General features: G+C 59.2%; 18 protein-coding genes. 10 read left to right on the top strand and 8 right to left on the bottom strand.

Annotated elements, in window-relative coordinates; genetic code table 11:
* The first annotated feature begins 4 nt into the window (after nucleotides 1–4).
* The 5 genes from KI231_RS23875 (at nucleotide 5) to KI231_RS23855 (ending at nucleotide 5,561) form a co-directional block, all read left to right on the top strand.
* Nucleotides 5–646 carry a YfgM family protein gene (locus KI231_RS23875; RefSeq protein ID WP_103304544.1) on the top strand — a complete coding sequence of 214 codons (642 nt, stop codon included), beginning with the start codon at nucleotides 5–7 and terminating at the stop codon, nucleotides 644–646.
* Entirely contained in the window at nucleotides 639–1,790 is a 1,152-nt protein-coding gene (gene bamB / locus KI231_RS23870; protein WP_034156262.1) for an outer membrane protein assembly factor BamB, read from the top strand. The genes KI231_RS23875 and bamB overlap by 8 nt, the downstream gene beginning before the upstream one ends.
* Nucleotides 1,791–1,925: 135 nt before the next feature.
* Nucleotides 1,926–3,398, top strand: a complete 1,473-nt coding sequence (der, locus tag KI231_RS23865; protein WP_213026517.1) for a ribosome biogenesis GTPase Der — start codon at nucleotides 1,926–1,928, stop codon at nucleotides 3,396–3,398.
* A gap of 235 nt (nucleotides 3,399–3,633) precedes the next feature.
* Complete coding sequence (locus KI231_RS23860) at nucleotides 3,634–4,782, top strand: pyridoxal phosphate-dependent aminotransferase (protein WP_103304545.1); 1,149 nt, start codon at nucleotides 3,634–3,636, stop codon at nucleotides 4,780–4,782.
* Nucleotides 4,770–5,561, top strand: a complete 792-nt coding sequence (locus KI231_RS23855; protein WP_213026516.1) for an amidohydrolase — start codon at nucleotides 4,770–4,772, stop codon at nucleotides 5,559–5,561. The genes KI231_RS23860 and KI231_RS23855 overlap by 13 nt, the downstream gene beginning before the upstream one ends.
* A 176-nt stretch (nucleotides 5,562–5,737) precedes the next feature.
* On the opposite strand, the gene leuA is transcribed toward KI231_RS23855, so the two are convergent.
* The 4 genes from leuA to KI231_RS23835 all read right to left on the bottom strand — a co-directional run bounded on the left by leuA (nucleotide 5,738) and on the right by KI231_RS23835 (nucleotide 11,101).
* Nucleotides 5,738–7,417 carry a 2-isopropylmalate synthase gene (leuA, locus tag KI231_RS23850; protein ID WP_213026515.1) on the bottom strand — a complete coding sequence of 560 codons (1,680 nt, stop codon included), beginning with the start codon at nucleotides 7,415–7,417 and terminating at the stop codon, nucleotides 5,738–5,740.
* 461 nt (nucleotides 7,418–7,878) lie between these two features.
* A complete protein-coding gene (locus tag KI231_RS23845; RefSeq protein WP_213026514.1) occupies nucleotides 7,879–8,700 on the bottom strand; it encodes a peptidoglycan DD-metalloendopeptidase family protein in 822 nt (273 codons plus the stop codon).
* A gap of 3 nt (nucleotides 8,701–8,703) precedes the next feature.
* Nucleotides 8,704–10,083: an exodeoxyribonuclease VII large subunit gene (gene xseA, locus KI231_RS23840; protein ID WP_016984362.1), complete on the bottom strand. Its 1,380-nt coding sequence runs from the start codon at nucleotides 10,081–10,083 to the stop codon at nucleotides 8,704–8,706.
* Nucleotides 10,084–10,213: 130 nt separating this feature from the next.
* On the bottom strand, nucleotides 10,214–11,101 hold the full coding sequence (locus KI231_RS23835) for a LysR family transcriptional regulator (protein ID WP_213026513.1): 888 nt from the start codon (nucleotides 11,099–11,101) through the stop codon (nucleotides 10,214–10,216).
* Between the two features lie 100 nt (nucleotides 11,102–11,201).
* Here KI231_RS23835 and KI231_RS23830 point away from each other — a divergent pair, with 100 nt between their 5' ends.
* The 5 genes from KI231_RS23830 (at nucleotide 11,202) to KI231_RS23810 (ending at nucleotide 16,465) form a co-directional block, all read left to right on the top strand.
* A complete protein-coding gene (locus KI231_RS23830; protein ID WP_213026512.1) occupies nucleotides 11,202–11,969 on the top strand; it encodes a sulfite exporter TauE/SafE family protein in 768 nt (255 codons plus the stop codon).
* A gap of 183 nt (nucleotides 11,970–12,152) precedes the next feature.
* A complete protein-coding gene (locus tag KI231_RS23825) occupies nucleotides 12,153–12,701 on the top strand; it encodes a sugar ABC transporter ATPase (protein WP_103304552.1) in 549 nt (182 codons plus the stop codon).
* A 116-nt stretch (nucleotides 12,702–12,817) separates the two neighbouring features.
* Nucleotides 12,818–14,287: an IMP dehydrogenase gene (guaB, locus tag KI231_RS23820; RefSeq protein WP_008025544.1), complete on the top strand. Its 1,470-nt coding sequence runs from the start codon at nucleotides 12,818–12,820 to the stop codon at nucleotides 14,285–14,287.
* Between the two features lie 99 nt (nucleotides 14,288–14,386).
* A complete protein-coding gene (gene guaA, locus KI231_RS23815; RefSeq protein WP_213026511.1) occupies nucleotides 14,387–15,964 on the top strand; it encodes a glutamine-hydrolyzing GMP synthase in 1,578 nt (525 codons plus the stop codon).
* Nucleotides 15,965–16,126: 162 nt separating this feature from the next.
* Entirely contained in the window at nucleotides 16,127–16,465 is a 339-nt protein-coding gene (locus tag KI231_RS23810; protein WP_213026510.1) for a hypothetical protein, read from the top strand.
* Nucleotides 16,466–16,587: 122 nt separating this feature from the next.
* On the opposite strand, the gene KI231_RS23805 is transcribed toward KI231_RS23810, so the two are convergent.
* From KI231_RS23805 to treR, 4 genes are all read right to left on the bottom strand, one after another.
* Nucleotides 16,588–18,660 carry a TerD family protein gene (locus tag KI231_RS23805; protein WP_213026509.1) on the bottom strand — a complete coding sequence of 691 codons (2,073 nt, stop codon included), beginning with the start codon at nucleotides 18,658–18,660 and terminating at the stop codon, nucleotides 16,588–16,590.
* A gap of 346 nt (nucleotides 18,661–19,006) precedes the next feature.
* Nucleotides 19,007–22,150 carry a membrane-targeted effector domain-containing toxin gene (locus tag KI231_RS23800; protein ID WP_213026508.1) on the bottom strand — a complete coding sequence of 1,048 codons (3,144 nt, stop codon included), beginning with the start codon at nucleotides 22,148–22,150 and terminating at the stop codon, nucleotides 19,007–19,009.
* Between the two features lie 94 nt (nucleotides 22,151–22,244).
* The gene (locus KI231_RS23795; protein ID WP_213026507.1) at nucleotides 22,245–25,340 is read right to left on the bottom strand and encodes a membrane-targeted effector domain-containing toxin; all 3,096 of its coding nucleotides are present in this window, start codon (nucleotides 25,338–25,340) and stop codon (nucleotides 22,245–22,247) included.
* A gap of 101 nt (nucleotides 25,341–25,441) precedes the next feature.
* Nucleotides 25,442–26,146, bottom strand: coding sequence for a trehalose operon repressor (treR, locus tag KI231_RS23790; protein WP_213026506.1), 705 nt, complete (start codon nucleotides 26,144–26,146; stop codon nucleotides 25,442–25,444).
* Nucleotides 26,147–26,229: the final 83 nt, after the last annotated feature.

Raw genomic sequence — 26,229 nt, 5'->3', positions numbered from 1 at the left:
TGGGGTGTCGAGTACCGAAGACGAACAGTTGGCGGATTTGAAGGACTGGTGGACACGCAACGGCAAACCTCTGGTCACCGGCGGCCTGTTGGCGCTGGTCATCGTGTTCGGCTGGCAGGCTTATCACAAGTATCAGAGCAACCAGTCGCAAGGCGCCTCGGTGCTCTATCAGCAATTGCTGGAAACCACGCTGACGCCTGACGGCAAGCCTGATGTTGCCCGTGTTGCAGATCTGGCCGGCAAGCTCAATAGCGAGTTCGGCGGTTCTGCCTACGCACAGTACGGCAGCCTGTTCGTGGCCAAGGTTGCAGTCGACAGCGGCAAGCTGGACGACGCCGCGACCGAGCTGAAAACCATCGTCGACAAACCGGCCAACCCGGCGCTGGGCGAAATCGCCCGTCAGCGTCTGGCGCAGGTGCTCGGCGCGCAGAACAAGGCCGAAGACGCCCTGAAACTGCTCGACGGCGACGCCGACAAAGCGTTCCTGGCCACTCGCGAAGAACTCAAGGGCGACCTGCTGGTACAGCTGGGCCGTACCGATGACGCGAACAAGGCGTATCAAAAAGCCAAGGCGGCACTGTCGGATGAAGCGGCGGTCGGTGGCCTTCAAATCAAGCTCGACGACCTGGCCAAAGGGGATGCGTGACGTGATCCGTTGGAAGCATGCAGCATTGCTGGCTCTGGCCCTTCTGGCCGCGGGTTGCAGCAGCAACAGTAAAAAAGAATTGCCACCGGCTGAACTGACCGACTTCAAAGAAGAAGTGGTTCTGCACAAGCAGTGGAGTCGTTCGATCGGTGACGGTCAGGGCGAAACCTACAACATGCTGGTGCCGGCGATCGACGGTGACACCATCTACGCCGCTGATGTGACCGGCGTGGTGATGGCCATGGATCGCGGCAATGGCGACGTGAAGTGGAAGCAGGATCTCGATCTGCCTGTCTCCGGCGCCGTTGGCGTGGGTTACGGTCTGGTTCTGATCGGCACTCTGCGTGGCGAAGTGGTCGCTCTGGATACCAGCAATGGTGAAGAGAAGTGGCGTGCTCGCGTCAACAGCGAAGTCCTTGCGCCGCCGGCCAACAACGGCGACGTGGTGGTGGTTCAGACTCAGGACGATCGTCTGATCGGTCTGGATGCCTCCACCGGTACGCAACGCTGGGTGTATGACAGCACGCCTGCCGTTCTGACCCTGCGTGGCACCAGTGCACCGCTGGTGACCAACCGCCTCGCGGTGGCTGGCCTGTCGACCGGCAAAGTGGTCGCTCTGGACATCTCCAACGGCGTGCCGGTGTGGGAACAACGGATCGCGATTCCACAGGGTCGTTCGGAACTGGAGCGCGTGGTCGACATCGACGGCGGCCTGCTGCTGTCCGGCGGTACGCTGTACGTTGCCAGCTATCAGGGTCGCGTGGCGGCACTGGATCTGGAGAGCGGTCGTCAACTCTGGCAGCGCGATGCGTCGAGCTACGCCGGTATTGCCCAGGGTTTCGGCAGCGTTTACGTGAGCCTGTCCTCGGGCACCGTTGAAGGCGTCGACGAGCGTTCCACCACTGCGCTGTGGAGCAACGATTCGCTGGCTCGCCGTCAGTTGTCGGCTCCGGAAGTGTTCTCCAGCTACGTGGCAGTGGGTGACCTGGAAGGTTATCTGCACCTGCTGAGTCAGGTTGACGGTCGTTTCGTCGGCCGTGAGCGCATCGACAGCGACGGCCTGCGTGCCCGTCCGCTGGTGGTGGGTGACACGATTTATGTGTATGGCAACAGCGGCAAACTGGAAGCCCTGACCATCAAGTAACAACTATGCTTGGGGTTAATCCCCAAGCGGCCTTGTATTTACAAGGCTTGCAGCACCCATGGGTGTTGCCCCGAGCACCAGCCGCTGCCTCGCAGCGGCTTTTGTATTTTCTGAAATAACGAAGTGGAGAGCCGCATGGTTCCCGTAATCGCCCTGGTGGGCCGACCGAACGTCGGCAAATCCACCTTGTTCAACCGCCTGACCAGGACTCGCGACGCCATCGTCGGCGACTTGTCCGGTCTGACCCGTGATCGCCAGTACGGTGAGGCCAAGTGGCAAGGGCGTTCCTACATTCTGATCGACACCGGTGGTATCTCCGGTGACGAGCACGGTATGGACGAAAAAATGGCCGAGCAGTCGCTGCTGGCCATTGAAGAGGCAGATGTTGTTCTGTTCCTGGTAGATGCCAAGGCCGGTTTCACCGCCGCCGACCAGATGATCGCCGAGCACCTGCGCAAACGTAACAAGCGTTCCCACGTGGTCGCCAACAAGGTCGACAACATCGACCCGGAAATGGCTCGCGCCGAGTTCGCCCCGCTGGGCATGGGCCACGCGATCCCGATCGCGGGTGCTCACGGTCGCGGCATCACGCAATTGCTGGAAGCCGCCCTTGGCGATTTCCCGCGTGATGATGACGAGCCTGCTGAAGGCGAAGAAGAAGAGATCGTCGCCGAAGGCGAGGAAGCCAAGCGCATTCCTGGCCCGAGCGAAAAAGACGGGATCAAGATCGCCATCATCGGCCGTCCGAACGTCGGCAAATCGACGCTGGTCAACCGCATGCTTGGTGAAGACCGGGTCATCGTCTACGACCAACCCGGCACCACGCGTGACAGTATCTACATCCCGTTCGAACGGAATGAAGAGAAGTACACGCTGATCGACACCGCCGGTGTGCGCAAGCGCGGCAAGATCCACGAAGAAGTCGAAAAATTCTCCGTGGTCAAAACCCTGCAGGCGATCAAAGACGCCAACGTGGTGATCTTCGTGATGGACGCCCGCGAAGGCGTGGTCGATCACGACCTCAACCTGTTGGGCTTCGCCATCGAATCGGGTCGTGCGCTGGTTATCGCGATCAACAAGTGGGACGGCATGACGCCGAGCGAGCGCGACTTCGTGAAGGTCGAGCTGCAACGTCGACTGTTCTTCGTTGATTACGCCGACATCCACTTCATCTCGGCCTTGCACGGTACTGGCGTGGGCAACCTCTACGCTTCCGTGCAGAACTCGTTCAAGTCGGCGGTCACCCGCTGGCCGACCAACCGTCTGACCCAGATTCTCGAAGACGCGGTTGGCGAACACGCGCCTCCGATGGTCAACAACCGCCGGATCAAGCTGCGTTATGCCCACTTGGGTGGTGCGAACCCGCCGATCATCGTGATTCACGGTAACCAGATCGAGAAAGTGCCGAAGTCGTACGTGCGCTATCTGGAGAACACTTATCGCCGCGTGCTGAAGCTGGTCGGTACGCCGATTCGCATCGAGTTCAAGGGCGGCGAGAACCCGTACGAAGGCAACAAGAACACGCTGACCGACCGCCAGGTCAACAAGAAGCGTCGCTTGATGTCGCACAACAAGAAAGCCAGCAAGAAGCGCCGCGACAAGAAGTAAGGTCGCTGGCCGTTGATCGTTCCCATGCTCCGCGTGGGAATGTATCCCGTGACGCTCTGCGTCACAAAAGCTGCGGACGCAGAGCGTCCAAGGCTGCATTCCCACGCAGAGCGTGGGAACGATCGTTGAAAGAGAAGGGCGCCGGTAGGCGCCCTTTTTTTATGGGCGTCGGATGGGCTATCCTCGGGCTCTCCCGCGCCGCCGTCAGAGCCGGGTGTTGAGCAGGGAACCCCCGATGATCACCAGTAAGCTGCCGAATGTCGGCATCACTATTTTCACGCAGATGTCTCAGCTCGCGGCGCAGACCGGAGCCATCAACCTGTCCCAGGGTTTTCCTGATTTCGACGGCCCGCAGTCGTTGCGCGACGCGGTGGGACGGCATATCGCCAGTGGCCACAACCAGTATTCGCCGATGACCGGCCTGCCGGCACTGCGTGAGCAGATTGCGGCGAAGATCGCTCGCAGCTACGGCGTGAAGGTGGATGCCGACACTGAGGTGACGGTGACGCCGGGCGCCACCCAAGCGATCTTCTGTGCGATTCAGGCGGTTATCCACAACGGCGACGAAGTCATCGTGTTCGACCCTTGCTACGACAGCTACGAGCCGGCGACGGAGTTGGCGGGCGGTCGGTGTGTGCATGTGCAACTGAACCCGAACGATTTCTCCATCGATTTCGACAAGCTCGCGGCGGCCCTGAGCCCGCGCACGAAAATGATCGTCATCAACACCCCGCACAACCCCAGCGGCGCATTGATCAGCCGCGCCGAGCTGGATCAACTGGCGGCATTGATTCGCGACCGCGACATCTACCTGATCAGCGACGAAGTCTACGAACATCTGGTGTTCGACGGCGTGCCGCATGTCAGTGTGCTGGCCCATGAAGAGCTGTATCAGCGCGCGTTCGTGGTCAGCTCGTTCGGCAAGACCTACCACGTCACTGGCTGGAAAACCGGTTACGTCGTCGCGCCCCCCGCGCTGACCGCCGAGTTGCGCAAAGTGCACCAGTACGTCAGTTTCTGCGGGGTCACGCCGTTGCAATACGCCTTGGCCGATTACATGGCCGAACATCCTGAGCACGTCGAAGAGTTGCCGGGGTTCTATCAGGCCAAGCGCGATCTGTTCTGCGATCTATTGGCTTCGTCGCGATTCAGCTTCACCCGTGTCGCTGGCACCTATTTCCAGTTGGTCGACTATTCGCAGATCCGTCCCGAGCTGAACGATGTCGAGATGGCGACATGGATGACCCGCGAACACGGCGTGGCGAGTATTCCAGTGTCGGTGTTCTACCAGAACCCACCTGAAGGCCAGCGCCTGGTGCGTCTGTGCTTTGCCAAACGCGAGGAGACGCTGCGCGAAGCGGCGGCAAAACTATGCGCGATCTGAGTACGTTGCCCGACCTCAATCTGGCGTTGATCCAGACCAGCCTGGCCTGGCACGACCGTCAGGCCAACCTTGAGCACTTCGACGCGTTGCTGGAACAGGCGCGTGGGGCAGATCTGATTATCCTGCCGGAAATGTTCACCACTGGCTTCTCGATGGAGTCGGCAACCCTCGCCGAAGCCGAAAACGGCCCGACCAGCAAATGGCTCAAGGCGCAGGCGGCGAAACTCAACGCGGTGATCACCGGCAGCGTGATCATTCAGGCGGCTGACGGTAGCCATCGCAATCGTCTGCTGTGGGCACGTCCCGATGGCGAAGTGCTGCATTACGACAAGCGTCATCTGTTTCGCATGGCCGGCGAGCACAACCATTACACCCCCGGCGAGCGCCAAGTGCAGTTCGAGCTCAAGGGCTGGCGCATCCGCCCGCTGATTTGCTACGACCTGCGCTTCCCGGTGTGGAGTCGCGACGCCCAGGACACCGATCTGCTGCTGTACACCGCCAACTGGCCGGGTGCCCGGCGTCTGCACTGGAACCGTTTGCTGCCAGCGCGAGCGATTGAAAACCTCTGCTACGTGGCGGCGGTGAATCGCGTGGGGACCGACGGCAAGGGCTTTGCCTACACCGGTGACAGTCAGGTACTGGATTTCCAGGGCGAGATGTTGCTGGCGGCGGGGGAGGCTGACGGCGTGTTCAAGGCAGTGTTGGAAGCGGCGCCACTGGCGGCGTACCGCGAGCGCTTTCCGGCGAATCTGGATGCGGATACCTTCGAGTTCACCTGAGTTTTGCGCCGTCTGTTCAGGCCTCTTCGCGGGCAAGCCCGCTCCCACAGGGAATTGCGTTCAAACTGTGGGAGCGGGCTTGCCCGCGAAGAGGCCTGATTGAACAACACAAAACCATCAAGCAAAAAAAGGCCCCGGAGTTCGCACTCCGGGGCCTTTTGCATTTCAACGAAGGCTTAAGCCGCTTTCGCTTCCGGCTGGCTCAACGAGCGGTTCAGTGCACTGAACAGTGCCTTGAAGCTGGCGGTGGTGATGTTTTCATCGATCCCTACGCCGTGCACCGCACGCTCACCGTTCACACGCAGTTCGATGTAGGCCGCAGCCTTGGCGTTGGTACCCGCACCAATTGCGTGTTCGTTGTAGTCCATGATCTCCACTGGAATCGGCAAGCCGGCCACCAGTGCTTCCAGCGCACCGTTGCCTTTGCCGCGCCAGTGCAGGTTGGTTTCGCCTTGACCCTTGCTCGCCACTTCCACTTCAACATTGCTGTTGCCGTTTTCTTCCTGCAGGCGATGGCTGACCAGCGCGTACGGGGTGTTGGCTTGCAGATATTCGCTGATCAACAGCGAGTGGATCTGCTTGGCGGTCATTTCCAGGCCCAGACGGTCTGTTTCACGCTGCACGACCTGGCTGAACTCGATCTGCATGCGACGCGGCAGGCTGATGCCGTATTCCTGCTCCAGCAAGTAGGCGATGCCACCCTTGCCGGACTGGCTGTTGACGCGGATCACCGCCTCATAGCTGCGGCCGATGTCGGCCGGATCGATCGGCAAGTACGGCACTTCCCACAGGGCATCGGATTTCTGCTGGGCGAAGCCCTTGCGGATCGCGTCCTGGTGGGAGCCGGAGAATGCGGTGTGAACCAGGTCACCGACGTACGGGTGACGTGGGTGAACCTGGATCTGGTTGCACTCTTCGACGACTTTGCGCACGCCGTCGATGTCGGAGAAGTCCAGTTGCGGGTCGAGGCCCTGGGTGTACATGTTCAGTGCCACGGTGACGAGGTCGACGTTACCGGTGCGCTCGCCGTTGCCGAACAGGCAGCCTTCGACGCGGTCGGCGCCGGCCATCAGGCCCAACTCGGTGGCGGCCACGCCGGTGCCACGGTCGTTGTGGGTGTGCAGACTGATGAGCACGCTGTCACGACGGTTGATGTTGCGGTGGAACCATTCGATCTGGTCGGCGTAGACGTTCGGCGTCGCGCATTCAACGGTGGCTGGCAGGTTGAGGATGATCTTGTGCTCAGGCGTCGGGTTCCAGACCTCGATCACCGCGTCACAGACTTCCTTGGCGAATTCCAGTTCGGTGGCGCTGAAGGTTTCCGGCGAATATTCGAAGGTCCACTCGGTGTCTGGCTGCATCGCGGCGTATTTGACGAACAGCTTGGCGGCGTTGACCGCGATGGCCTTGATGCCGTCCTTGTCCTGGTTGAAGACAATGCGACGGAAAGACGGCGAGGTAGCGTTGTACAGGTGAACGATGGCTTTTTTCGCCCCGCGCAAGGATTCGAAAGTGCGCTCGATCAAGTCTTCACGGCCCTGGGTCAGCACCTGAATGGTGGTGTCTTCCGGGATATGGCCTTCTTCGATGAGAGTACGCACGAAGTCGAAGTCGGTTTGCGACGCTGCCGGGAACGAGGCTTCGATTTCCTTCACACCCACTTGAACGAGGGTTTTCCAGAAGCGCAGCTTTTTCACCGCGTCCATCGGCTCGATCAGCGACTGGTTGCCGTCACGCAGGTCGGAGCTGCACCAGATCGGCGCGGTGTCGATGGTTTTCGACGGCCAGGTGCGATCCGGCAAGTTAATGACGGGAAATGCGCGGTATTTCGAAGACGGATCTTTGAGCATGCTCATCGGGAAATTCCTTATTGTCTGGGCCGAAAAGAGGCGGCCTGCCGGTGGAACGAATGTTCTTGGAAAAGCGTGGGACGAGGCGCAGCGATTCAGCCCGGCAGTCGTGCGCTGACGAGGCACAGGCTGCGGTGCTGGCGAAGCTGAATAAGGGTGTGAGAGGTTTTCATGCCTTCAACCCTAACCGCGGGTGGGAAGGATGGCAAGCAGTCGGAAAAAATTGAGAGGAATACTCGGAAAGCGAGTTTTTGCGCGATTTTATTGTGCGTAATAAAGGCGATTGTTTAGTTTTTTGCGCGGGGTTCGGTTGGGGCGCAATTGGTTTTTTGGGGGCATTGAGTATTGCGGTGTTGTACAGGCCGCCTTCGCGAGCAGGCTCGCTCCCACAGGGGATCTTTGTTGTTAATAAGATCGAGTGTGGGAGCGAGCCTGCTCGCGAAGAGGCCAGTCGCCTCAACACATATTTAAGGCTGGAATGCACCAATGAAAATCGCCGGATCCACCCGCGCATCATTCAGGCTGATATTCCAGTGCATGTGCGGCCCGGTCGCCCGGCCAGTCGAACCCACTTTGCCGACCACTGCGCCACGCGCCAGTTGATCGCCGACCTTCACATCAATCTTCGACATATGGCAGAACATACTGATAAAGCCCTGACCATGATCGACAAACACCGTGTTGCCGTTGAAAAAATAGTTGCCGGTCAGAATCACTTTGCCCGCCGCCGGAGTCTTGATCGGCGTGCCCGCCGGCACCGCGAAGTCCAGGCCCGCATGCGGATTGCGCTCTTCACCATTGAAGAAACGGCGCACACCAAACTTGCTCGACAGCGGCCCGTTGACCGGTTTGTCCAGCAGCAGGTTACTCGGCGTGTTCGGGCTGAAACTGCGATACGCCTTGATCTGCTCGGCCAGTTCGCCCTCGATGCGCTTGAGGTTCGACTGATCCGGATTGACTTGCTGCTTGTTCTTCAGGGTGATGCGTTGTTCAGGGTATTTCTTGTTGCCCACGGTAAACGGCAGATTGCGCCCACCACTGCTGATCTGCTGCGCGCCGGGCTTGACCGTCAGCGGCACGCCAACAATCGCCAGCCAATTGTTCTGCTCCTTCACCACCAGCACCGGTTTGCCCTGATACGTGGCTTTCGGCGCCTGAGCGGCAACGCCCAGATCAACCACCGCGACGCCCCCCGGCACCGGTTTGTTCAGCAGCCGGGTGATGTAACTCTCGGCGTGGGCGTTGAAGGTCAGACAGAGCAAAAACAATGGAGCCAGAAAACGCGGCATGGATCAGTCCAGTAAAGAGAGGGTGACAGGCGTCAGGTGATTGTCCTCGACGCGCACTTGCAGTTCGCCTTCGCCGAGTTTGGCCTTGAGGCGCTGCCCGGTGTGAGTCTGTGCGGCGTTGCGAATCGCATGGCCGCGTTCGTCGAGCAGAATGCTGTAACCACGGCCGAGGGTCGCCAGCGGACTGACCACATGCAGTGTCTGCATCTGGCTATGCAATTGCAGACGACGGTTTTTCAGACCTTCGCGCATGGCTCGCGGCAGGCGTTCGGCGAGGCTGTCCAGACGTTGGCGCAGCATCGCCAGTTGCCGTCCCGGATGCTGACCGGCGAGGCGCGTTTCCAGGCGAATCAGGCGTTCGCGGCGGGTGTTGAGGTGACGTTCAAAGGCGCGGCGCATGCGCATGTCCAGATCGTCCAGACGCTGAGCCTGCTGGCGCAGACGTTCACCGGGATGACGCAGACGCCGGGCCATGCCTTCAAGGCGCAGGCGATCACGCATCAAACGGTCTCGCATGCGCATCACCAGACGGCGGTGCAGGCTTTCCACCTGACGGATCAGATGGCTGGAGTCTGGGGCGAGCAGTTCGGCGGCGGCGGAAGGCGTCGGTGCGCGAACGTCGGCGACAAAGTCGCTGATCGACACATCGGTTTCATGGCCGACAGCGCTGACAATCGGCGTTACGCAGGCATCGACGGCGCGGGCCACGGCTTCTTCGTTGAAGCACCAGAGGTCTTCCAGCGAGCCACCGCCACGGGCAAGGATCAACGCATCGAAGCCGCGGGCATCGGCCATTTTCAGGGCGCGGACGATTTGTGCAGTGGCTTCGCGGCCCTGTACGGCAGTCGGAATCAGCGTCAGTTGCACCTGCGGCGCACGACGGCGGAACACGCTGATGATGTCGCGGATCACCGCGCCGGTCGGCGAGCTGATGATGCCGATGCGCTGCGGATGCGCCGGCAGCGGCACTTTGCGTTCGGCGCTGAAAAGGCCTTCGGCGCTGAGCTTTTCCTTCAGTGCATCGAAGGCCAGACGCAACGCACCGTCACCGGCCGGCTCCACGGTGTCGAGAATCAGCTGGTAGTCGCCACGGCCCTCGAACAGTGAAACCTTGCCGCGCACCTTCACGGCCAGGCCATCCTTCAGCGCCTGACGCACGCGCGCCGCGTTCTGGCGGAACAAGGCACAGCGCACCTGGGCGCCGCTGTCCTTGAGCGTGAAGTAAATGTGCCCCGACGCCGGGCGGGCGAGGTTGGAGATTTCGCCTTCGACCCAGATGTTGCTGAACACGTCTTCGAGCAACACCCGCGCACGGCCGTTGAGCTGGCTGACGGTCAGGACTTCACGGTCCAGGCCAAGTCTTGCAAAGGGATCTTTAATCATGGGGCGCAGTTTAAAGGCATTCGCCGTCGAATCACCACATGTCCCCTGTAGGAGTAAGCCTGCTCGCGATAGCGGTGTGTCAGGCGAAGAGGTGGTGATGGACAGATCGCTATCGCGAGCAGGCTCACTCCTACAAGGGATTTGTAAAAGTCTGGAGGAAGTGCTGGATCAGCGGGGACGGGTTCTGGCGATAGGCGAGGGCGACGGTGCTTTGGCAGTCGGGGTCGCTCAGTGGCAAAAAGCGTACGCCGGGCGGGGCAAGGTCCTGCATCGATTCCGGCAGCATGGCAATGCCGAATCCGGCCTGAATCAACTGCAATTGCGTGGTCTTGCGCGACATCACCCGCGCCGCTTTCGGAAAAAAGCCCTGACGCATGCACAGGTCGGCACATAAATAGCTCAGGCCGCCGCGCTGTGGATGGGGAATGGAAATGAACGGTTCATCTTTCAGTTGCGCCAGTTCGACCAGGGCCGAATCGGCCAACCGATGTTCGGCCGGAACTGCCAGCAGCAAACGCTCAGTAAACAGCGGCACAATCTGAATGCCTTCACGCTGACGAAGCACAGGCAGGCGCAGCAAGCCAATATCGAGGCGCCCCTCGGCCAGATCCTCAAGTTGCGCCTCCGAGGACAGTTTGCCGATGTCCAGCGACACGCCTTGTTGCTGATCGAGATAGCGGCTGATGTCACGCAGCAGGCGCCCACTGATCGGTACGGTGCTCGAATGACTCAGGCGCAATGTACCGAGTTGGCCGTTACCGACTTCGGTGGCCATGGCGCTGGCTTTACTCAGCTCGTTGAGCAGATTTTTCGCACGCGGTAAAAACGCTTCGCCCGCGGCGGTGAGTCGAGGCTGGCGCGCGGTGCGTTCGAACAACGGTGTTTGCAACTGGATCTCCATCTCCTTGATCTGCCGGCTCAGCGCCGATTGCGCAATGAACAATCGCTCGGCTGCAGCACTGAAACTGCCGCATTCGGCGATTTCCACGAAGTAACGCAGTTGGCGAGTAGATAGCACGAGATATGCCTTTTCGAGATGGGTGGTCGGCTTTGAAGATATTAGTCGCAATGCTTGGCGCTGGCTAAAGTCATCGCAGGCTTATTAAGGAAGCGGATCGATGAGTGTGGCGGGGCTGTTGAGTGAATGGGCGTGGGGCGCCGAGGGCTGGGTGGTGATCGGGCTGGCTATCGCATTGGCTTACATCGTGTTCGGCATCGCCGGATTTGGCACGGCGCTGGTGGCGGGACCGATTCTGATTGTGTTTATGCCGTTGTCGAAAATCGTGCCGTTGCTGGTGTTGCTGGATTTCGTTGCAGCGTTCGGCAATCTGCTGCCGTCGCGCCGCGATGTGGCCAAGCCTGAGTTGTTGCGGCTGCTGCCGTGCATGGCCGTGGGTTGCACGTTGGGGGTGATCTTCCTGCTCAACCTCAAATCGGATCTGTTGTTGCTGTTGATGGGGCTGTTCATCAGCGCCTATGCGATTTACAGCCTGTGGGTCAAAACGCGGCCGGTGCAATTGTCAGCGGCGTGGGCGGTGCCGATGGGTACGGTCGGTGGGTTGTTCGGGGCGCTGTTTGGCAGTGGCGGCTTTTTATACGCGATCTATCTCAACAGCCGGTTGCCGAAAGACGCAGCGCGGGCCACGCAAAGTGCGCTGATCAGTTGCAGTACGGTGGTGCGTTTGAGCCTGTTTGCCATCGCCGGCGTGTATGCCGAGCTACCCTTGTTGATGTTGGCGCTGTGTCTGTTGCCGGCCATGGCGCTGGGGTTGTGGATCGGGCGGCGGTTGACCCTGCGCTTGTCTCGCGAGGCGTTTGTACGGCTGGTGACGTGGCTGGTGCTGGCGAGCGGGATTGCGTTGGTCGGGCGCTATTTCAGCACTTGACCGCATTTCGTCAGGGATTAAGCTGCCGCCCGCACTGACGCCATCGCTGGCAAGCCAGCTCCCACAGAGTTCGGTCGCTCACAAATATTGTGTACACCAGAAAAACCTGTGGGAGTTGGCTTGCCAACGATGGCGTCGGAGAGAGCACCGCAGAATTTCCATTTGACGTCACAGGCTGCACCCATGAATTCGCAAAGCATCATCGTCCCGAAAATTTCCACCCTGCCGGTCCACGAACCCCGGGCCCGGGCGATCGTGCGCTGGCTGGTGCGCAAGAACATCATCGAGGAAGAGTTGACCACCTGCGGGCGCACTGGCAACCGCATGGCCCACGCCATTGCCGATGGCGCCCGCGCCGTGGTGTTGCACCCAGAGGCGCTGCCGTTCGGCGAGCCGATCAACGGCCTGGAGATCGTCACCAAACGCTGCATCTACACCCCGGCCAAGGGCTTTCTCGAAGAAGCCGGTTGCGCCGAGTGCCGTCGCGAAGTCGGCGAAGCGCTGTTCGAAAGCCTTGAAGACTGGTTTCCAGGCCGCACGGACAACTTCACCTGCCCCGAATGCGGGCACGAAGACGACATCAACGGCTTTCTGTACCTGCAGGAGTGCGCGTTCTCCAACCTCGGTTTCATCTTCAATAACTGGCTGGAAGCAGGGTTCAAACAGAGCTTTATCGATGAATTTGCCGATTGGCTGGATCAACCTGTCTCTTGGGTCAAGGTGGAGCTGTAGGGCCGGCGATTCCCGTACATCAGCAACATTGATATTAAGCAGAGTTTTACATTGAACAGCAGGGGGTGTCTGACTATAATGGCGCGCTTCCATTTTCCCGCTCGGGAGCCCCCGCGATGCTGCGTATCAGCCAAGAAGCTCTGACATTCGACGACATTCTCCTAGTGCCTGGTTATTCCGAGGTGCTTCCTAACGAAGTCAGTCTCAAGACCCGCCTTACCCGTGGCATCGAGCTGAACATTCCTCTGGTTTCTGCTGCAATGGACACCGTCACTGAAGCCCGTCTGGCAATCGCCATGGCTCAGGAAGGTGGCATCGGCATTATCCACAAGAACATGACCATCGAGCAGCAAGCTGCCGAAGTTCGCAAGGTCAAGAAGTTCGAAGCCGGCGTCGTCAAGGATCCGATCACCATCGAGGCTGACGCCACGGTTCGTGATCTGTTCGAATTGACCCGCATGCACAACATTTCCGGCGTTCCGGTACTACACGATGGCGACCTGGTCGGCATCGTTACTTCCCGTGACGTGCGTTTCGAAACCCGTCTGGAAGCCACCGTACGTGAAGTGATGACGCCTAAAGAGCGTCTGGTCACCGTACGCGAAGGCGCCAACAAGAACGAAGTCCGCGAGTTGCTGCACAAGCACCGTCTGGAAAAAGTTCTGATCGTCGACGACAAGTTTGCCCTCAAAGGCATGATGACCGTCAAAGACATCGAAAAAGCCAAAGCCTACCCGCTGGCCAGCAAGGACGATCAAGGTCGTCTGCGCGTTGGCGCTGCTGTCGGCACCGGTAAAGACACCGGTGATCGCGTCGCAGCCCTGGTCAATGCCGGTGTGGACGTGGTGGTGGTCGACACCGCGCACGGTCACTCCAAAGGTGTGATCGACCGCGTTCGCTGGGTCAAACAGAACTTCCCTGAAGTGCAGGTGATCGGCGGCAACATCGCCACCGGCGCCGCTGCCAAGGCTTTGGCCGAAGCGGGCGCCGACGCAGTCAAGGTGGGTATCGGCCCTGGCTCGATCTGCACCACCCGTATCGTCGCCGGTGTCGGCGTCCCGCAAATCAGTGCCATCGCCAACGTTGCCGCTGCCCTCGAAGGCACCGGCGTGCCGTTGATCGCCGACGGCGGTATCCGTTTCTCCGGTGACCTGTCCAAGGCCATCGTGGCCGGTGCTTCCTGCGTGATGATGGGCTCGATGTTCGCCGGTACTGAAGAAGCACCGGGCGAGATCGAACTGTTCCAGGGCCGTTCGTACAAGGCGTATCGCGGCATGGGTTCGCTGGGCGCCATGTCCCAGGCTCAAGGCTCCTCCGACCGTTACTTCCAGGACTCCTCGGCCGGTGCCGAGAAACTCGTTCCGGAAGGCATCGAAGGCCGTGTGCCTTACAAAGGCACCCTGAGCGCGATCATTCACCAGTTGATGGGCGGTCTGCGTTCCTCGATGGGTTACACCGGCAGCGCCAACATCGAAGAGATGCGCACCAAGCCTGAATTCGTGCGGATCACCGGCGCCGGCATGGCCGAATCCCACGTGCACGACGTGCAGATCACCAAAGAAGCGCCAAACTACCGCGTAGGTTGAGCCTTCAAGCAACAAGCTAAGCAACCGGGGCTGTTTTATTCAGCCCCGAGTTGTTTCTGAATCACGACTGTTTCTGAATGACTTAGACGAGACTGAATCATGGCCCTCGATATTCACGCTCACCGCATCCTGATCCTCGACTTCGGCTCGCAATACACCCAACTGATCGCCCGCCGCGTGCGCGAGATCGGTGTGTACTGCGAACTGCACCCGTTCGACATGGACGAAGATGCGATCCGCGAATTCGCTCCAAAAGGCGTCATCCTCGCCGGCGGCCCCGAGTCCGTACACGAAGCCAACAGCCCGCGTTGCCCGCAGGCCGTGTTTGACCTGGGCGTGCCGGTCTTCGGTATCTGCTACGGCATGCAGACCATGGCCGAGCAACTGGGCGGCAAGGTTGAAGGTTCCGAGCTGCGTGAGTTCGGTTACGCCCGCGTTGACGTGGTCGGCAAGAGCCGCCTGCTCGACGGCATCGAAGACCACATCGACGCCGACGGCCTGTTTGGCCTCGACGTATGGATGAGCCACGGTGACAAAGTCACCAGGATGCCGGAAGATTTCCATATCCTCGCCAGCACCCCGAGCTGCCCGATCGCCGGTATGTTCAACGACGAGCGTGCTTACTACGGCGTGCAGTTCCACCCGGAAGTGACCCACACCAAGCAGGGCGGTCGCATCCTGTCGCGCTTCGTTCTCGACATCTGTGGCTGTGAAGCCTTGTGGACGCCGTCGAAAATCGCTGAAGACGCCATCGCCAACATCCGCGCACAAGTCGGCACCGACAACGTGCTGCTGGGTCTGTCCGGCGGTGTCGACTCCTCGGTAGTTGCCGCACTGCTGCACAAAGCCATTGGCGATCAGCTGACTTGCGTCTTCGTCGACAACGGCCTGCTGCGTCTGCACGAAGGCGAGCAAGTGATGGCCATGTTCGCCGAGAACATGGGCGTCAAAGTCATTCGCGCCAACGCTGAAGACCAGTTCCTCAACAACCTGGCCGGCGAAGCGGACCCTGAGAAGAAGCGCAAAATCATCGGTCGCACCTTCATCGACGTATTCGATGCCCAGTCGAACAAACTGGAAAACATCAAGTACCTCGCTCAGGGCACCATCTACCCGGACGTGATCGAGTCGGCTGGCGCGAAAAGCGGCAAGGCGCACGTGATCAAGTCGCACCACAACGTGGGCGGTCTGCCGGAAGAGATGAACCTGAAACTGGTCGAGCCACTGCGCGAACTGTTCAAGGACGAAGTCCGTCGTCTGGGTCTGGAACTGGGCCTGCCGTACGACATGGTCTACCGTCACCCGTTCCCGGGCCCGGGCCTGGGCGTACGCATCCTCGGTGAAGTGAAAAAGGAATACGCCGACCTGCTGCGTCGTGCCGACCACATCTTCATCGAAGAACTGCGCAAAGCCGACTGGTACCACAAAGTCAGCCAGGCCTTCGTGGTGTTCCAGCCAGTGAAATCGGTTGGCGTGGTGGGCGATGGCCGTCGTTACGCCTGGGTCGTGGCCCTGCGTGCCGTGGAAACCATCGACTTCATGACCGCACGTTGGGCACACCTGCCTTACGAACTGCTGGAAACCGTATCCGGCCGCATCATCAATGAAATCGAAGGTATCTCCCGCGTCACTTATGACGTGTCGAGCAAGCCGCCGGCGACCATTGAGTGGGAATAATGTCACCGGCCTGAGGGCCGATTGACTGAAATAAAAAACCGTCTGGCGTTCGCGTCAGGCGGTTTTTTTTTGAGTTCACCGTGTGCAATCGAAGTGGGTACTAGCACACCTGTACTATAGCTACGCGTATTTCATCGCCCTAAGCTACAGGCAACTTCTGTTGTGGGTTGGACCGCCATCATTCGTGGCAAAACCACTAAAAACCAGATATCTCAGATGTTTGGCCCGCCGATGCAGGAACAGGCCGACTCGGACACCATGACTAACTGGACGTACGTAAAAAGCGAAGAAGGGCTGGAGAAGTACGTGAATCTTGTCCACCGATTCGTCTCGCCGGAAACCAGCGGTGCTATTGGTACAGCAACGTCACACGTGGCCAATGCGCAGGGCACGATGAATGAAGTGACCAGCGTAACCACCGGCAAGACCACCGCCCAAGGGATCAATTTGAGGATTTTTTTCGAGAACGATATCGTCCAGAATTATTCTGTTTCGCGTTGATTACAGCCTACGGATCCTCGCCAATGCCAGTCAGTTTTACTGACTGGCATTTTTGTTTCCGGGCGCAAAGCACCTTGGCAAGACTCGTCGCGCTCAATTGATCGCGAAGACTGGAGTCGTTACTAAAGAAACTGCGATCGAATCACGTCTGTATCGAACGGCGTTGTCCCTTGATCAGGCGCAAAAACCATCTGTGCCTGCTGCGGCGAAGCCACGCGTTCCCCTCGTGCTCGTACATGTAAATCGAACAGAGTCTCCAGATCCGGCCGTGGCGTATGCACCAAAGCCCGCAGCATCAACGATACCCCGCTGAGATTGTTGCCGACGTTGTTCCACCGTGGAGATGAAGTGAGCCCCAGATCGGCCCAGATCATGCGTCGTTCCTGAAGGTCCATCACGAATGGCAGACAGATCACTGTGTCGGACGCGATATCGATACGGTCGAACACGGTTCGCGGCTCGTACACTTCACCCGACGCAGTGTCAGTGCGGGCCATCCAGCCAGCGAAGCATTCCGGGAGATCACAGTACGGCTGCTGGGTGTATGAGTTGATGGACGTGACGACATAACGGATGCCCTGCTCGACGAGCACGTCGATGTCGAGATCGATAAATTCCGAAGCCCCCTCGGGTGCATCGACGATGTCGCCGCTGTGGTAACCGCCGTAACCCTTCAGGTTGTAGTACGCGACCGTATCCTTGAACACGAAGTCGGCATCGAAAAATGCGGCGGACAAGTCGATGTCCGTGCGTTCGCGGCCATTCTTCCACCACAGAAACAGGCGAATGAATCGTGTGTCAGGCACAGGCAGCCGACTGCCCCGCACCAGTGTACGTAGTGACTTCGATGAAGCGCGCTGCGCCAGCGGCACCTTGTATTCACGTAATGCTGGATCAATGAAACAGCGACCTAATGGCGGCAGGGAGGCAAAACGCTGTACGAGTGCGTTCTCGCAGATACGGGCAGCACGCGCCAACGTTTCAGGTGTGAGAGGTTCGCGTCGATCCTTGATGGCAAAGACTTTGGCGAATGAACCTTTCGGGGTGAACGCCCGCAGGGGCAGAGGGCGCGGCGCACGTAACTGGGCCAGCAACTGCAGCAGAACGGGTGAGGAAACGTGTGCCGCAACAGCCTCGAACGCGTCGAGTACCGATTCGGTTTCCGTCGCGCGGCGCAGGGTTACGTCAAGCCGTCGTGCGAACTCGCCAGGACGGCTTTGTAGTATTGGCACAAGCGTGGCGATGTCACGCTGGGCCAGCATTGTTTCGACACGTGAATTAAATGTGGCGGGCGGTTCGTTACGACGCGCTGCCGTGATGGCGGCAAGAGCTCGTGGGTACTTCTCGGCGTAGTCGCCCGGATGCAGTACTTCAGCCAGGCGTTTCCAGCGCTCAGCATGGCGCATCACGTCTTCTACAGCGTCGGGAATGTTATCGAGCAGGCGCAAAAACAGGCGACGCATCGAGCGCTTCATCGCTTTGAAACGTGTCGAAGCGGTCGCCAGCGACACGTCTCCGCCACTCAACGCGACCGCCAGTCGTAGCACGTCAGTTGCCGTTTCGACGTTTCGCTGCAGAAATGTGTCGACCCGAGCATCGCTGGCGACATGCAGAATCAACGCTCCGCCAACCAGTGCACGGATCTCCCGGAAGGGGATGGTCTCGGGCAGCAGACGGAATACATCGCTTTTGTACTCGCGGATAAACCAGACGACATCGGCCGTCTCCTCTTCGGAGAGCGAGGTGCGCGATGAAACCAGTGGCTCAAGCAGTGACTCGAACTCAGAGACGCTTCCGGATTCGATCACCCAAGGTATGAAGTTGCCTTCAAGCAGGGGAGGTCGAGAGTGTTCAGTCGGTGGTAAACGCCGAACCGTGAGGTAGTGCATGACGGCGTTCAGGTACAGCTCTGCATCTGGGGCCTGCAGAACCTGCTCTGGAAAGTCAGGATAAAACGGCCGGTGGTGCACATGAGCGCCAGCCCGGCGCCGAAGCATTCCGATAATGTCGCGCAGCCAGTGCTTGAGTTCTGCGGGTGATAGCCCGCCGATTTGCTCAATCAGAGACTCCGAGAGTACGCATCGGAACGCCGCGATTTCCTGGATGGCCGACGCGACATGAGCACGCGTAGCACCGCCAGTACCCATCGGGACGTGAACTTTGCTGCGGCGACGCAGGAACAGCTCCTGATTCATCCTTGATTTTCTCCTTTGGTCGCCGTCGTGAACGAGCAGCAGCATTGTGTCTACAGCAGATATGAAAACGCCTGCAAGCAGCAGGCGCAGTGTGGAGAGCGAAACCCCTAGGTCATAGGAGGTTTAGAAGGAAGGTGTTCCATAGCCACGGACGCATTCTACGGGAGGTTGTCCCCGTTTGTCAGGTTGCTCTGCGCCCCGACACGAACGGGGGCTGAGGGCCTGACAAGCCACCAGCGGACCATTGAACGGCAATGATCGCGCTGAACTTGCCTGCTTGCTTCAAGTGGCTGAAACCCCCGGCCCAGGCCGGATTTGGGGCATTTCAATCGCTTGCGAAAACCCTTCAGTCGGGTAGGCGACTTTGTATTTTCAGGCCTATTTCTATCAGGCGCTGCGATAACGCTGAGATATCAGGAAACAATACGCCACTGATGCGTGGCATTGATTGAAGCCAGAGGTAGGCTTGGCCGTCCAGCGTCCGATTCACGGGTGTTCGCACAATGCTGCCTGTGCTGTTGCGACGCACGAGTGTGTAATTGCCTTGCGACTTCTCAATCAGGTACATGCCATTGCGATGCAGCAGGCGGTCCAGTGTTTCGTCAGTCCATGTCACCGGCGGTGCGTCGATTTGCAGGCGCAAGTCAGCGTGCAGGTAATCGAACGAGTCGCGCGTCGATGCCCCGTTGTCAAAGGGGCCGCGAGCGACTTTGATTCCCGGGTCGATGCTGACGCCCGGATCTTCTCCGGGAAAGGCTTCTTCAATCCGCAAACCGATGCCGCCTTTGAGCTCGCTGATGCCCGGCAGATTTCTGAAGTTATTGGTGTTCTGCGCATCGACCAGGGCGATCCATTTGTCTGGGCGATTGAGGATTTCGTCGCCCCACATGATTTTGGACGTCATGCGAGCGCGCATCATCTGCTCTTCAATCGAGGTGAGCGGCACCTTCATTTTGTAACTCGCCGCACAATCGAGACTTTGAACCCGGACGCCATTTGCCTGGGCAGACTTGACCAGTTCGAGCATGTTGAACGCTTCGTTCGGATCGGTTCCGAGGCTGGTCAGATAAATCCGCAGATCCTCTGACATCTGACCGGACGTGTGGAAGCTGTTCAGGTCTGACTGGGCGAAATCACTCAGCAGGTCACGCACGTAGAGCGTCGTGGCGTGGCGCGCCAGCGCAGGCATGTTTTCGATCATGAAGCGCATGCTGGTGATGCGATCCAGGGTTTCTCCCACCACCAGACCTTTGGTTTTTTCAAAAATGCGATCAATCAATGCATCGGTCGTCATTGAGTGACTGACCTCGGGCAGAATCGGACGTGCGGGCAGATTGGACCAGTTCAGTGCTGAGTAATACTCTCTGGCTTCGTTCAGGAGCAATGTGCGTTGGTGGTCGAAATGCAGGGTATACAGATCGTTAACAGACAAATTGCGTCTGGCCTCGCGAACCGCATCGGCGGAATCGTCAGGCAAGTTCATCGCCCACTTTCTCAGCCTGGCCATGTCCAGCCCCAAAACATCATAGAGGGTGGTCACAAGGCGTAGCGGACGGGCGGTTGCCGGGACGGGTTCGACCAATGGCAGCTCCGGCGATGGTGTTGATGGGGTGGGCGGGTTTGATGAGCTGGTCGACGAGTGCGGATCAAAGTACGAATGGCACGCCGTACCCAGACATTGACCGCCGCCATTGAGTCGCAGCGCCAGCATGCGCTCCCACCGGCCGGCGGCACTATAGCGGACCGGCAATGAGCCGACGAACTGATTGGCGCGCTCAGGGTCGACGATAGCCCAGTGGCCACTGTCCTCGGAGGTGTCGAAATAACGTACGTAGTAGGGCTTGCCATCGAGATCAATGGCATAGGGCGGTTCGCCATCAAGGCGATAAATGCCCTGAAATTTCCCTGATTGCGTTTCTGCGCTGTAGCGATCAAGTAACTCATTGCATAGATACCGGGCCGGAACCTTCGGTACCGATGGGGGTTGTGGTGCAGTGGGAGCGAGGACTACGGGCGAAGTGGGGGGTGTTTCGCTGGCAATGTCGTTTGCCATCTCGACAACATCTTTATCCGCCACCACAACCTGCGCCTGATCCTGGGTTGGCAGGAAAGGTTCGTCAGCCGAGGTGAACTCGATCAACCCGGCCATCTCTTGCGCTTCGGCAAATTCAACCTGTGGCCCCACTTCCAGATGCGCCCCGGTGCCGATCAGAAACGGCACGTTGAACAGCGCTTCTATGCCATTGAGCACCGCGCCAAGGGTACCGGCCCTGCGCTCGGCGGGCGTCCTGCCGTTGACCGCTCTGTCGATGTTCAGTCCCATGTTGGCAATGCCGGCGCCAATAACCGGCAGCGCCAACGGCCAGCCCACGGTGGCCATCGGGCCGAACACCTTGAGTCCGGCACTCAAATAGCCGATCCAGAGCTTTTTGCGCAGCTCAGCATTGGACGTCAGTAACAGACTGACTTCCTCGGACATCGAGTGGCGGGCGCAAATGCGTAGCCAGGTGAACGCATCACGGCTGATCTCAAGGTTGGTCTTGTTGATCAGGTAATGATCGGAATGACCCCAAGTGCTGACCAGACGATTCATCAGGTCGGTGAAGTTCTGGTTGATGGCGTGACGGTCTGCGAAAGAGAAATGGTTGAGAAAAATCTTGCAGCGCGTCTCATCATTCAATTGTTCAAGCACCCACCAGTGCAGCGCCGCTTCGTTCTCCAGCACTTTAAAGGCCTGGGCTTCGCCTGGCAGATAAAGTGTTTGCCGCCCGCTATCTTCAACAAAGCGCAGGATATTGACGGCGATGTGACCGTCGATATCCAGCGCGCGCACCTCACTGCCGACAGGGTAAGAGGACTGCAGCATTTGCAGGGTGACGGGCCAGGTGACGGGACCGCACACCGAGTTGATCACGCGTTGAAAATCAGTGCCGTCGAGGTGACCTTTTTGCAGCGCGTTCACCGCCAGGCTGAGAAAACTGCACTTGGCCAGCGTGCGGAAATTGTCCGCTGAGTTCTGCCAGAACGTGGTCAGTTGATGGGTGTAGTGCGTGCTGAAATCGATGTTCCAGAACGCCTTCAGAACATCGCTGCCCAGCAGCTTCACTTCATTGCTCTGATTGAAGGATTCGGCCTGCGGCCCGTCCGTGTAAAAGCCGCCGTACAGGCTCAGCAGGTCTGCATTGTCCTGATCGGTGACACGAAAGCGATGGATCACCAATTGTGTGAGGGTCAACGATTCGTATGGTTTTTCCAGTGTGTGTTCCCAACCGGTAAATGTCAGAGCGCTGCTTTGCGCCGTCCTGAATCGGTGGAAATAGACATGGTCCGGATCGTTGCCCGAAAGTCCTTTGTCCGTCAGTAGCTCAATGGCGACTTCGCGGGCCGCGTCCAGCAGACTGGGACAGGTTTGTACGACGGTGGTAGCGATGGCCTTGAGGCTGGCCTTGTCTGCTGCGTTCGGCAGCAGACGGCGTTCGGGTGCGTTCATGCAGTTCTTCATCCATGAGGAAACGAAGATCGAGCATGTCCCATCGGCTCACGGGCCATGCACTATCCCTGTATTTTTCATTTGCGGTGCGGATTCAGTCCGGCAGCCGGCTCTGCAACGTCAGCCCCATCTCGGTCAGACGATGAGACATGTCCTCGATGCTGGCAAAGCTGACATCGTTCACCAGCGGCCAGGCCGGCCGGTGCAGGGAAACCCGTCCATCGGCCAGACGCGTCACAGGTGTATGCGCGAGCATTCCTGACTTGCTCCGGTGCAGCACGGTGAAGCTGTCGCCGACTTTTCTGAACAGGTACATGCCACGTCGGTGCAGCAGGTTTTCCAGCGTCTGCTCATTCCAGTTCACCGGTTCGCTCGGCATGCGCAGGCGTAAATCGGCGCGAAGCACATCGTCATTGCTCCGCGCGGCAGCCCCATTGGCAAACGGCCCCCGGTTCACGTCGATACCCGGATCGATGTCGATTTCCATGGCGTCCGCTGCGCCGACTTCCTCGATGCGCAAACCGATGCCGCCCTTTATCTCACTGAGGCCGGTCAGCCCCCTGAGGGTGTTGGTGTTCTGCGCGCCGGTCAGTACGATCCATTTTTTCGGGCTGTTGAGGTAGGTATCGCCGGTCATGATGTCGCTTGCCAGATACGTACCGATCATTTGCTCGTCAAAGGGTGACAGTGGAGTCTTCATCTTGTAGCTCGCTGCACAGTCGATGCCCTGGACCCGAACGCCGTTTTCCCTGGCCACTTTGACCAGTTCCAGTGCATTGAAGCGTCCCGTCGGATCGGTGCCCAGGCTGGTCAGGTAGGTTTGCAGATCGGCCGACAGGTTGCCGGTTGTGAAATAGCGGTTCAGTTCCACCTGCGCGAAATCACTGAGGATGCCGCGCATGTACAGGGTTTTTGCGTGCCGAGCCAGTGCCGGCATGTTTTCAATCAGGAAGCGCATGCTGGCAATGCGATCCAGGGTTTCCCCCACGACCAGCCCGACGGCGGATTCAAAGAGGCGGTCGATAAGCTCGGAAAGGCTGATCTGCGCATTGATCGCGGGAATGGGGGCGCGAAACGGTGGAGTGATCCACGGCAGTGAACTGAAAAATCTTTTCGCGGCGGTTTGCAGCGCAATGCGTTTGTTGACGGCGTACAGCTCAAAAGGGTCAGTCATGCCGAAGGCACCGTCGGCGTCGGGCACCAGTTGAGCGTGGGTTTCGTTCAGATTCAGTGCCCAGGCTCTTATCGAACGGCGTACCGTCGGCTCGATGTCGAAGGCAGACGTCACAATGCGCACCGGACGTGATACCGGGCTGCGCAATTCGACCTCCGTTTGCGCGGGCGCTTCGGGGGCTGGCGGTTCCTGAGGGGCGAGCGCAAGGTCGGGCGCGCACGGTTTGCCCGCGCATTGGCCGCCGCCCCGCAAGCGCAGGGCCTGCATCCGCTCCCACTGGCCCTCGGCGTTCAGGCGAACAGGCAATGAGTGGACAAATTGATTGGGCCTGTCCGGATCAACGATGGCCCAGTAGCCGCCCTCGTCGGTGTCGCCGAAATAGCGCACGTAGTATGGGTTGTCATCCAGATGGATGGCGTAGGGCGGATCGCTATCCAGGCGAAAGATCCCCTGAAATTGCCCGGGCTCGCGTTGCACATCGAGCCTGTCGAGCAGCTCGTTGCACAGGTATTTGTCAGGTATGGGCGGTGGTGCAGCGCTCTCGGTCGGCGGCAACCAAGATGTTTCCAGCGGCGGCGCAATCACGTCTGGCTCGACCGCAACCTCGCTTTCCTGCGGTTCGACCAGCGGATCCGGCACCTCCACTGCTGCAGCCGGCTCGTTCAGTCCGGCCATTTCTACGGCCTCCACTGCATCCACCTCGACACCCACCTCTAGCATCGGGCCGGTGCCTTTGAGAAATGGAATGTTGAACAGTGCATCAATGCCGCTCAACACGGCACCCAGCACGCCGGCCTTGCGTTCGCTGGAGGTTTTGCCGTTGACCGCCTGATCGATGTTCAGCCCCATGCTGGCAATGCTGGCGCCAATCACCGGCAGCGCGAGCGGCCAGCCGACGGCGGCCATCGGGCCAAATACCTTGAGGCCGGCGCTCAAGTAACCGATCCACAGTTTTTTGCGCAGATCGCCATTGGACGTCAGCGTCAGGCTGGCTTCGGCAAACATGGCGCTGCGGGTCGAATCGCGCAGCCAACTGAAGGCATCGCCGCTGATTACGGCGTTGGTTTTATTGATCAGATGATGATCGGAGTGTCCCCACGTGCTGACCAACCGATTCATCAGATCGGTGATGTTCGTCGTCATGTGCTGACGGTCGGCGAGTGCAAAGTGACTGAAGAAAGCCTGGCGCCGGGGCTCCAGGTTCATCTGCTCAAGCACCCACCCATGCATGTCCGCCGCGGTTTCCTGTACGACGAACGCCACCGTTTCACCCGGCAGATAGACCATCTCCCGGCCTGTGGTACTGACGATGCGCAGAAGGTTGGTCGCCATATGCCCGTCGATATCGAAGGCGCGCACGCCACTGTCTGGTGTGTGGGTTGATTGCAGCGTGGCCAGCGTCACTGGCCAGGTAACAGGCCCCATAACGGCGCTGACGATCCACTGGAAATCCGTGCCGCTCAATTGCTCGAGTTCGAGTGCCTGCACGGCACGGCTGAGGAAGTTGCACCTGGCCAACGTGCGGAAATCATCCGTGTGGGTGTTCCAGAACGTAGTCAGTGTGTCGTTGTAGCGCGAGCTGAAATCGATGTCCCAGAAGGCGTTGAGCACTTCGTTGCCATGCAGGCGAACTTCATTGCTGTGGTCGAAATCTTCGGTCTCGGGCCCGTCCGAATAGAACCCAGCGTAAAGATCCAGCAGGTCGGCGTTGTCGACGTCGGTGGCGCGAAAGCGATGGATCACCAGTTGTGTGAGGGTCATCGATTCGTAGGGTTTTTCGCGGATATGTTCCCAGCCGGTAAACGACTGGCCGCTGCTCTGGGCTGCTCTGAATCGATGGAAGTAAACCCGGTCCGGATCGGTGTCTGGCAGGCCTTTGAGCTCAAGCAGCTCGCGGGCGACTTGATAGGCCGCGTCGTGCAGGCTGGGGCAGGTTTGCACGACCGTCGCGGCGATGAGCTTGAGGGCGGCGTTGTCCGCTGCGTTCGGCAGAGGATGTGTTTCGGGGGCGTTCATGCTTTCTCCATCCTTGAGAAACGAAAGCCGAGCATGGCTGATTCGCCCCGGGAGAGTGCACTACATGGATACCGCACATCGGCGGTCGAAACGTGCCGGGGTCAGCGCCGGGCTACGTCGGAGAAGTAGAACTTGTCGAGGGTGTGGCGCGATTCGGTGTACTCGAACTGCCGGCCGTCCTGCAGAAATGTCTGGTTGCTGACCACGATCACATGGCTCTGCCCGTCGAGGTCCAGGTGCAGCAGGTCATCCTTGCTGCGTGGCACGGCTTCGATGGTGCGTTGGGCATAGGCGATCTGCAGCAGCAGGGTTTGTTCGATGTAGGCGTAGATCGACTGCTCGGCGATGTCGCGAGACAGGTCGGGAATCACCGCGGTGACGAAGTGGTTGATGTCGAGAATCACCCGTTTGCCGTCGATTCGTCGCACGCGTTTGACGCGGGTGATCAGGCTGCCGGGCTCGGCATTAATGTGTTCGAGCAGGGTGCCTTCGAGCGGTATCTGGGCCAACTCGACGACTTCGGTGCTGACGTCATTGCCCAGCCGTGGATAGGTTTCCTGAAAACTGACGATGCCGCCGAGCTGGAATTCGATCGGGTTGGTCGAAAGAACGAACGTGCCTTTGCCATGAATCTTCTGCGCAAAACCACGCTCCTGAAGTAGCTCGATCGCCTTGCGCACGGTGCCCCGGCTGGCTTGATAGCTGTCCATCAGTTCGGTTTCGGACGGCAGTCGCGCGCCGCGTTCGAGGCGTTCAGTGGTGATACTGGCCAGCAGATCGCTATAGATCTGGTTGTATTTGCTCATGGATAGGCTCTGTGCCGGCTGTGCTCAAAGCCTCGAACCTTAAGGGCAGGGTAGGGCTTTGTCCATGTGGTGGATGGAAATCG

Origin of the sequence: Pseudomonas sp. Seg1 (assembly GCF_018326005.1) — a bacterium.
Lineage (GTDB): Bacteria > Pseudomonadota > Gammaproteobacteria > Pseudomonadales > Pseudomonadaceae > Aquipseudomonas.
This window is presented reverse-complemented; position numbering and strand designations above follow the sequence as displayed.

What these genes read in the sequence shown, in the direction of transcription:
- bamB (WP_034156262.1), top strand. Translation starts at nt 639, where the DNA reads ATGCGTGACGTGATCCGTTGGAAGCATGCAGCATTGCTGGCTCTGGCC.
- der (WP_213026517.1), top strand. Translation starts at nt 1,926, where the DNA reads ATGGTTCCCGTAATCGCCCTGGTGGGCCGACCGAACGTCGGCAAATCC.
- KI231_RS23860 (WP_103304545.1), top strand. Translation starts at nt 3,634, where the DNA reads ATGATCACCAGTAAGCTGCCGAATGTCGGCATCACTATTTTCACGCAG.
- KI231_RS23855 (WP_213026516.1), top strand. Translation starts at nt 4,770, where the DNA reads ATGCGCGATCTGAGTACGTTGCCCGACCTCAATCTGGCGTTGATCCAG.
- leuA (WP_213026515.1), bottom strand. Translation starts at nt 7,417, where the DNA reads ATGAGCATGCTCAAAGATCCGTCTTCGAAATACCGCGCATTTCCCGTC.
- KI231_RS23845 (WP_213026514.1), bottom strand. Translation starts at nt 8,700, where the DNA reads ATGCCGCGTTTTCTGGCTCCATTGTTTTTGCTCTGTCTGACCTTCAAC.
- xseA (WP_016984362.1), bottom strand. Translation starts at nt 10,083, where the DNA reads ATGATTAAAGATCCCTTTGCAAGACTTGGCCTGGACCGTGAAGTCCTG.
- KI231_RS23830 (WP_213026512.1), top strand. Translation starts at nt 11,202, where the DNA reads ATGAGTGTGGCGGGGCTGTTGAGTGAATGGGCGTGGGGCGCCGAGGGC.
- KI231_RS23825 (WP_103304552.1), top strand. Translation starts at nt 12,153, where the DNA reads ATGAATTCGCAAAGCATCATCGTCCCGAAAATTTCCACCCTGCCGGTC.
- guaB (WP_008025544.1), top strand. Translation starts at nt 12,818, where the DNA reads ATGCTGCGTATCAGCCAAGAAGCTCTGACATTCGACGACATTCTCCTA.
- guaA (WP_213026511.1), top strand. Translation starts at nt 14,387, where the DNA reads ATGGCCCTCGATATTCACGCTCACCGCATCCTGATCCTCGACTTCGGC.
- KI231_RS23805 (WP_213026509.1), bottom strand. Translation starts at nt 18,660, where the DNA reads ATGAATCAGGAGCTGTTCCTGCGTCGCCGCAGCAAAGTTCACGTCCCG.
- KI231_RS23800 (WP_213026508.1), bottom strand. Translation starts at nt 22,150, where the DNA reads ATGAACGCACCCGAACGCCGTCTGCTGCCGAACGCAGCAGACAAGGCC.
- KI231_RS23795 (WP_213026507.1), bottom strand. Translation starts at nt 25,340, where the DNA reads ATGAACGCCCCCGAAACACATCCTCTGCCGAACGCAGCGGACAACGCC.
- treR (WP_213026506.1), bottom strand. Translation starts at nt 26,146, where the DNA reads ATGAGCAAATACAACCAGATCTATAGCGATCTGCTGGCCAGTATCACC.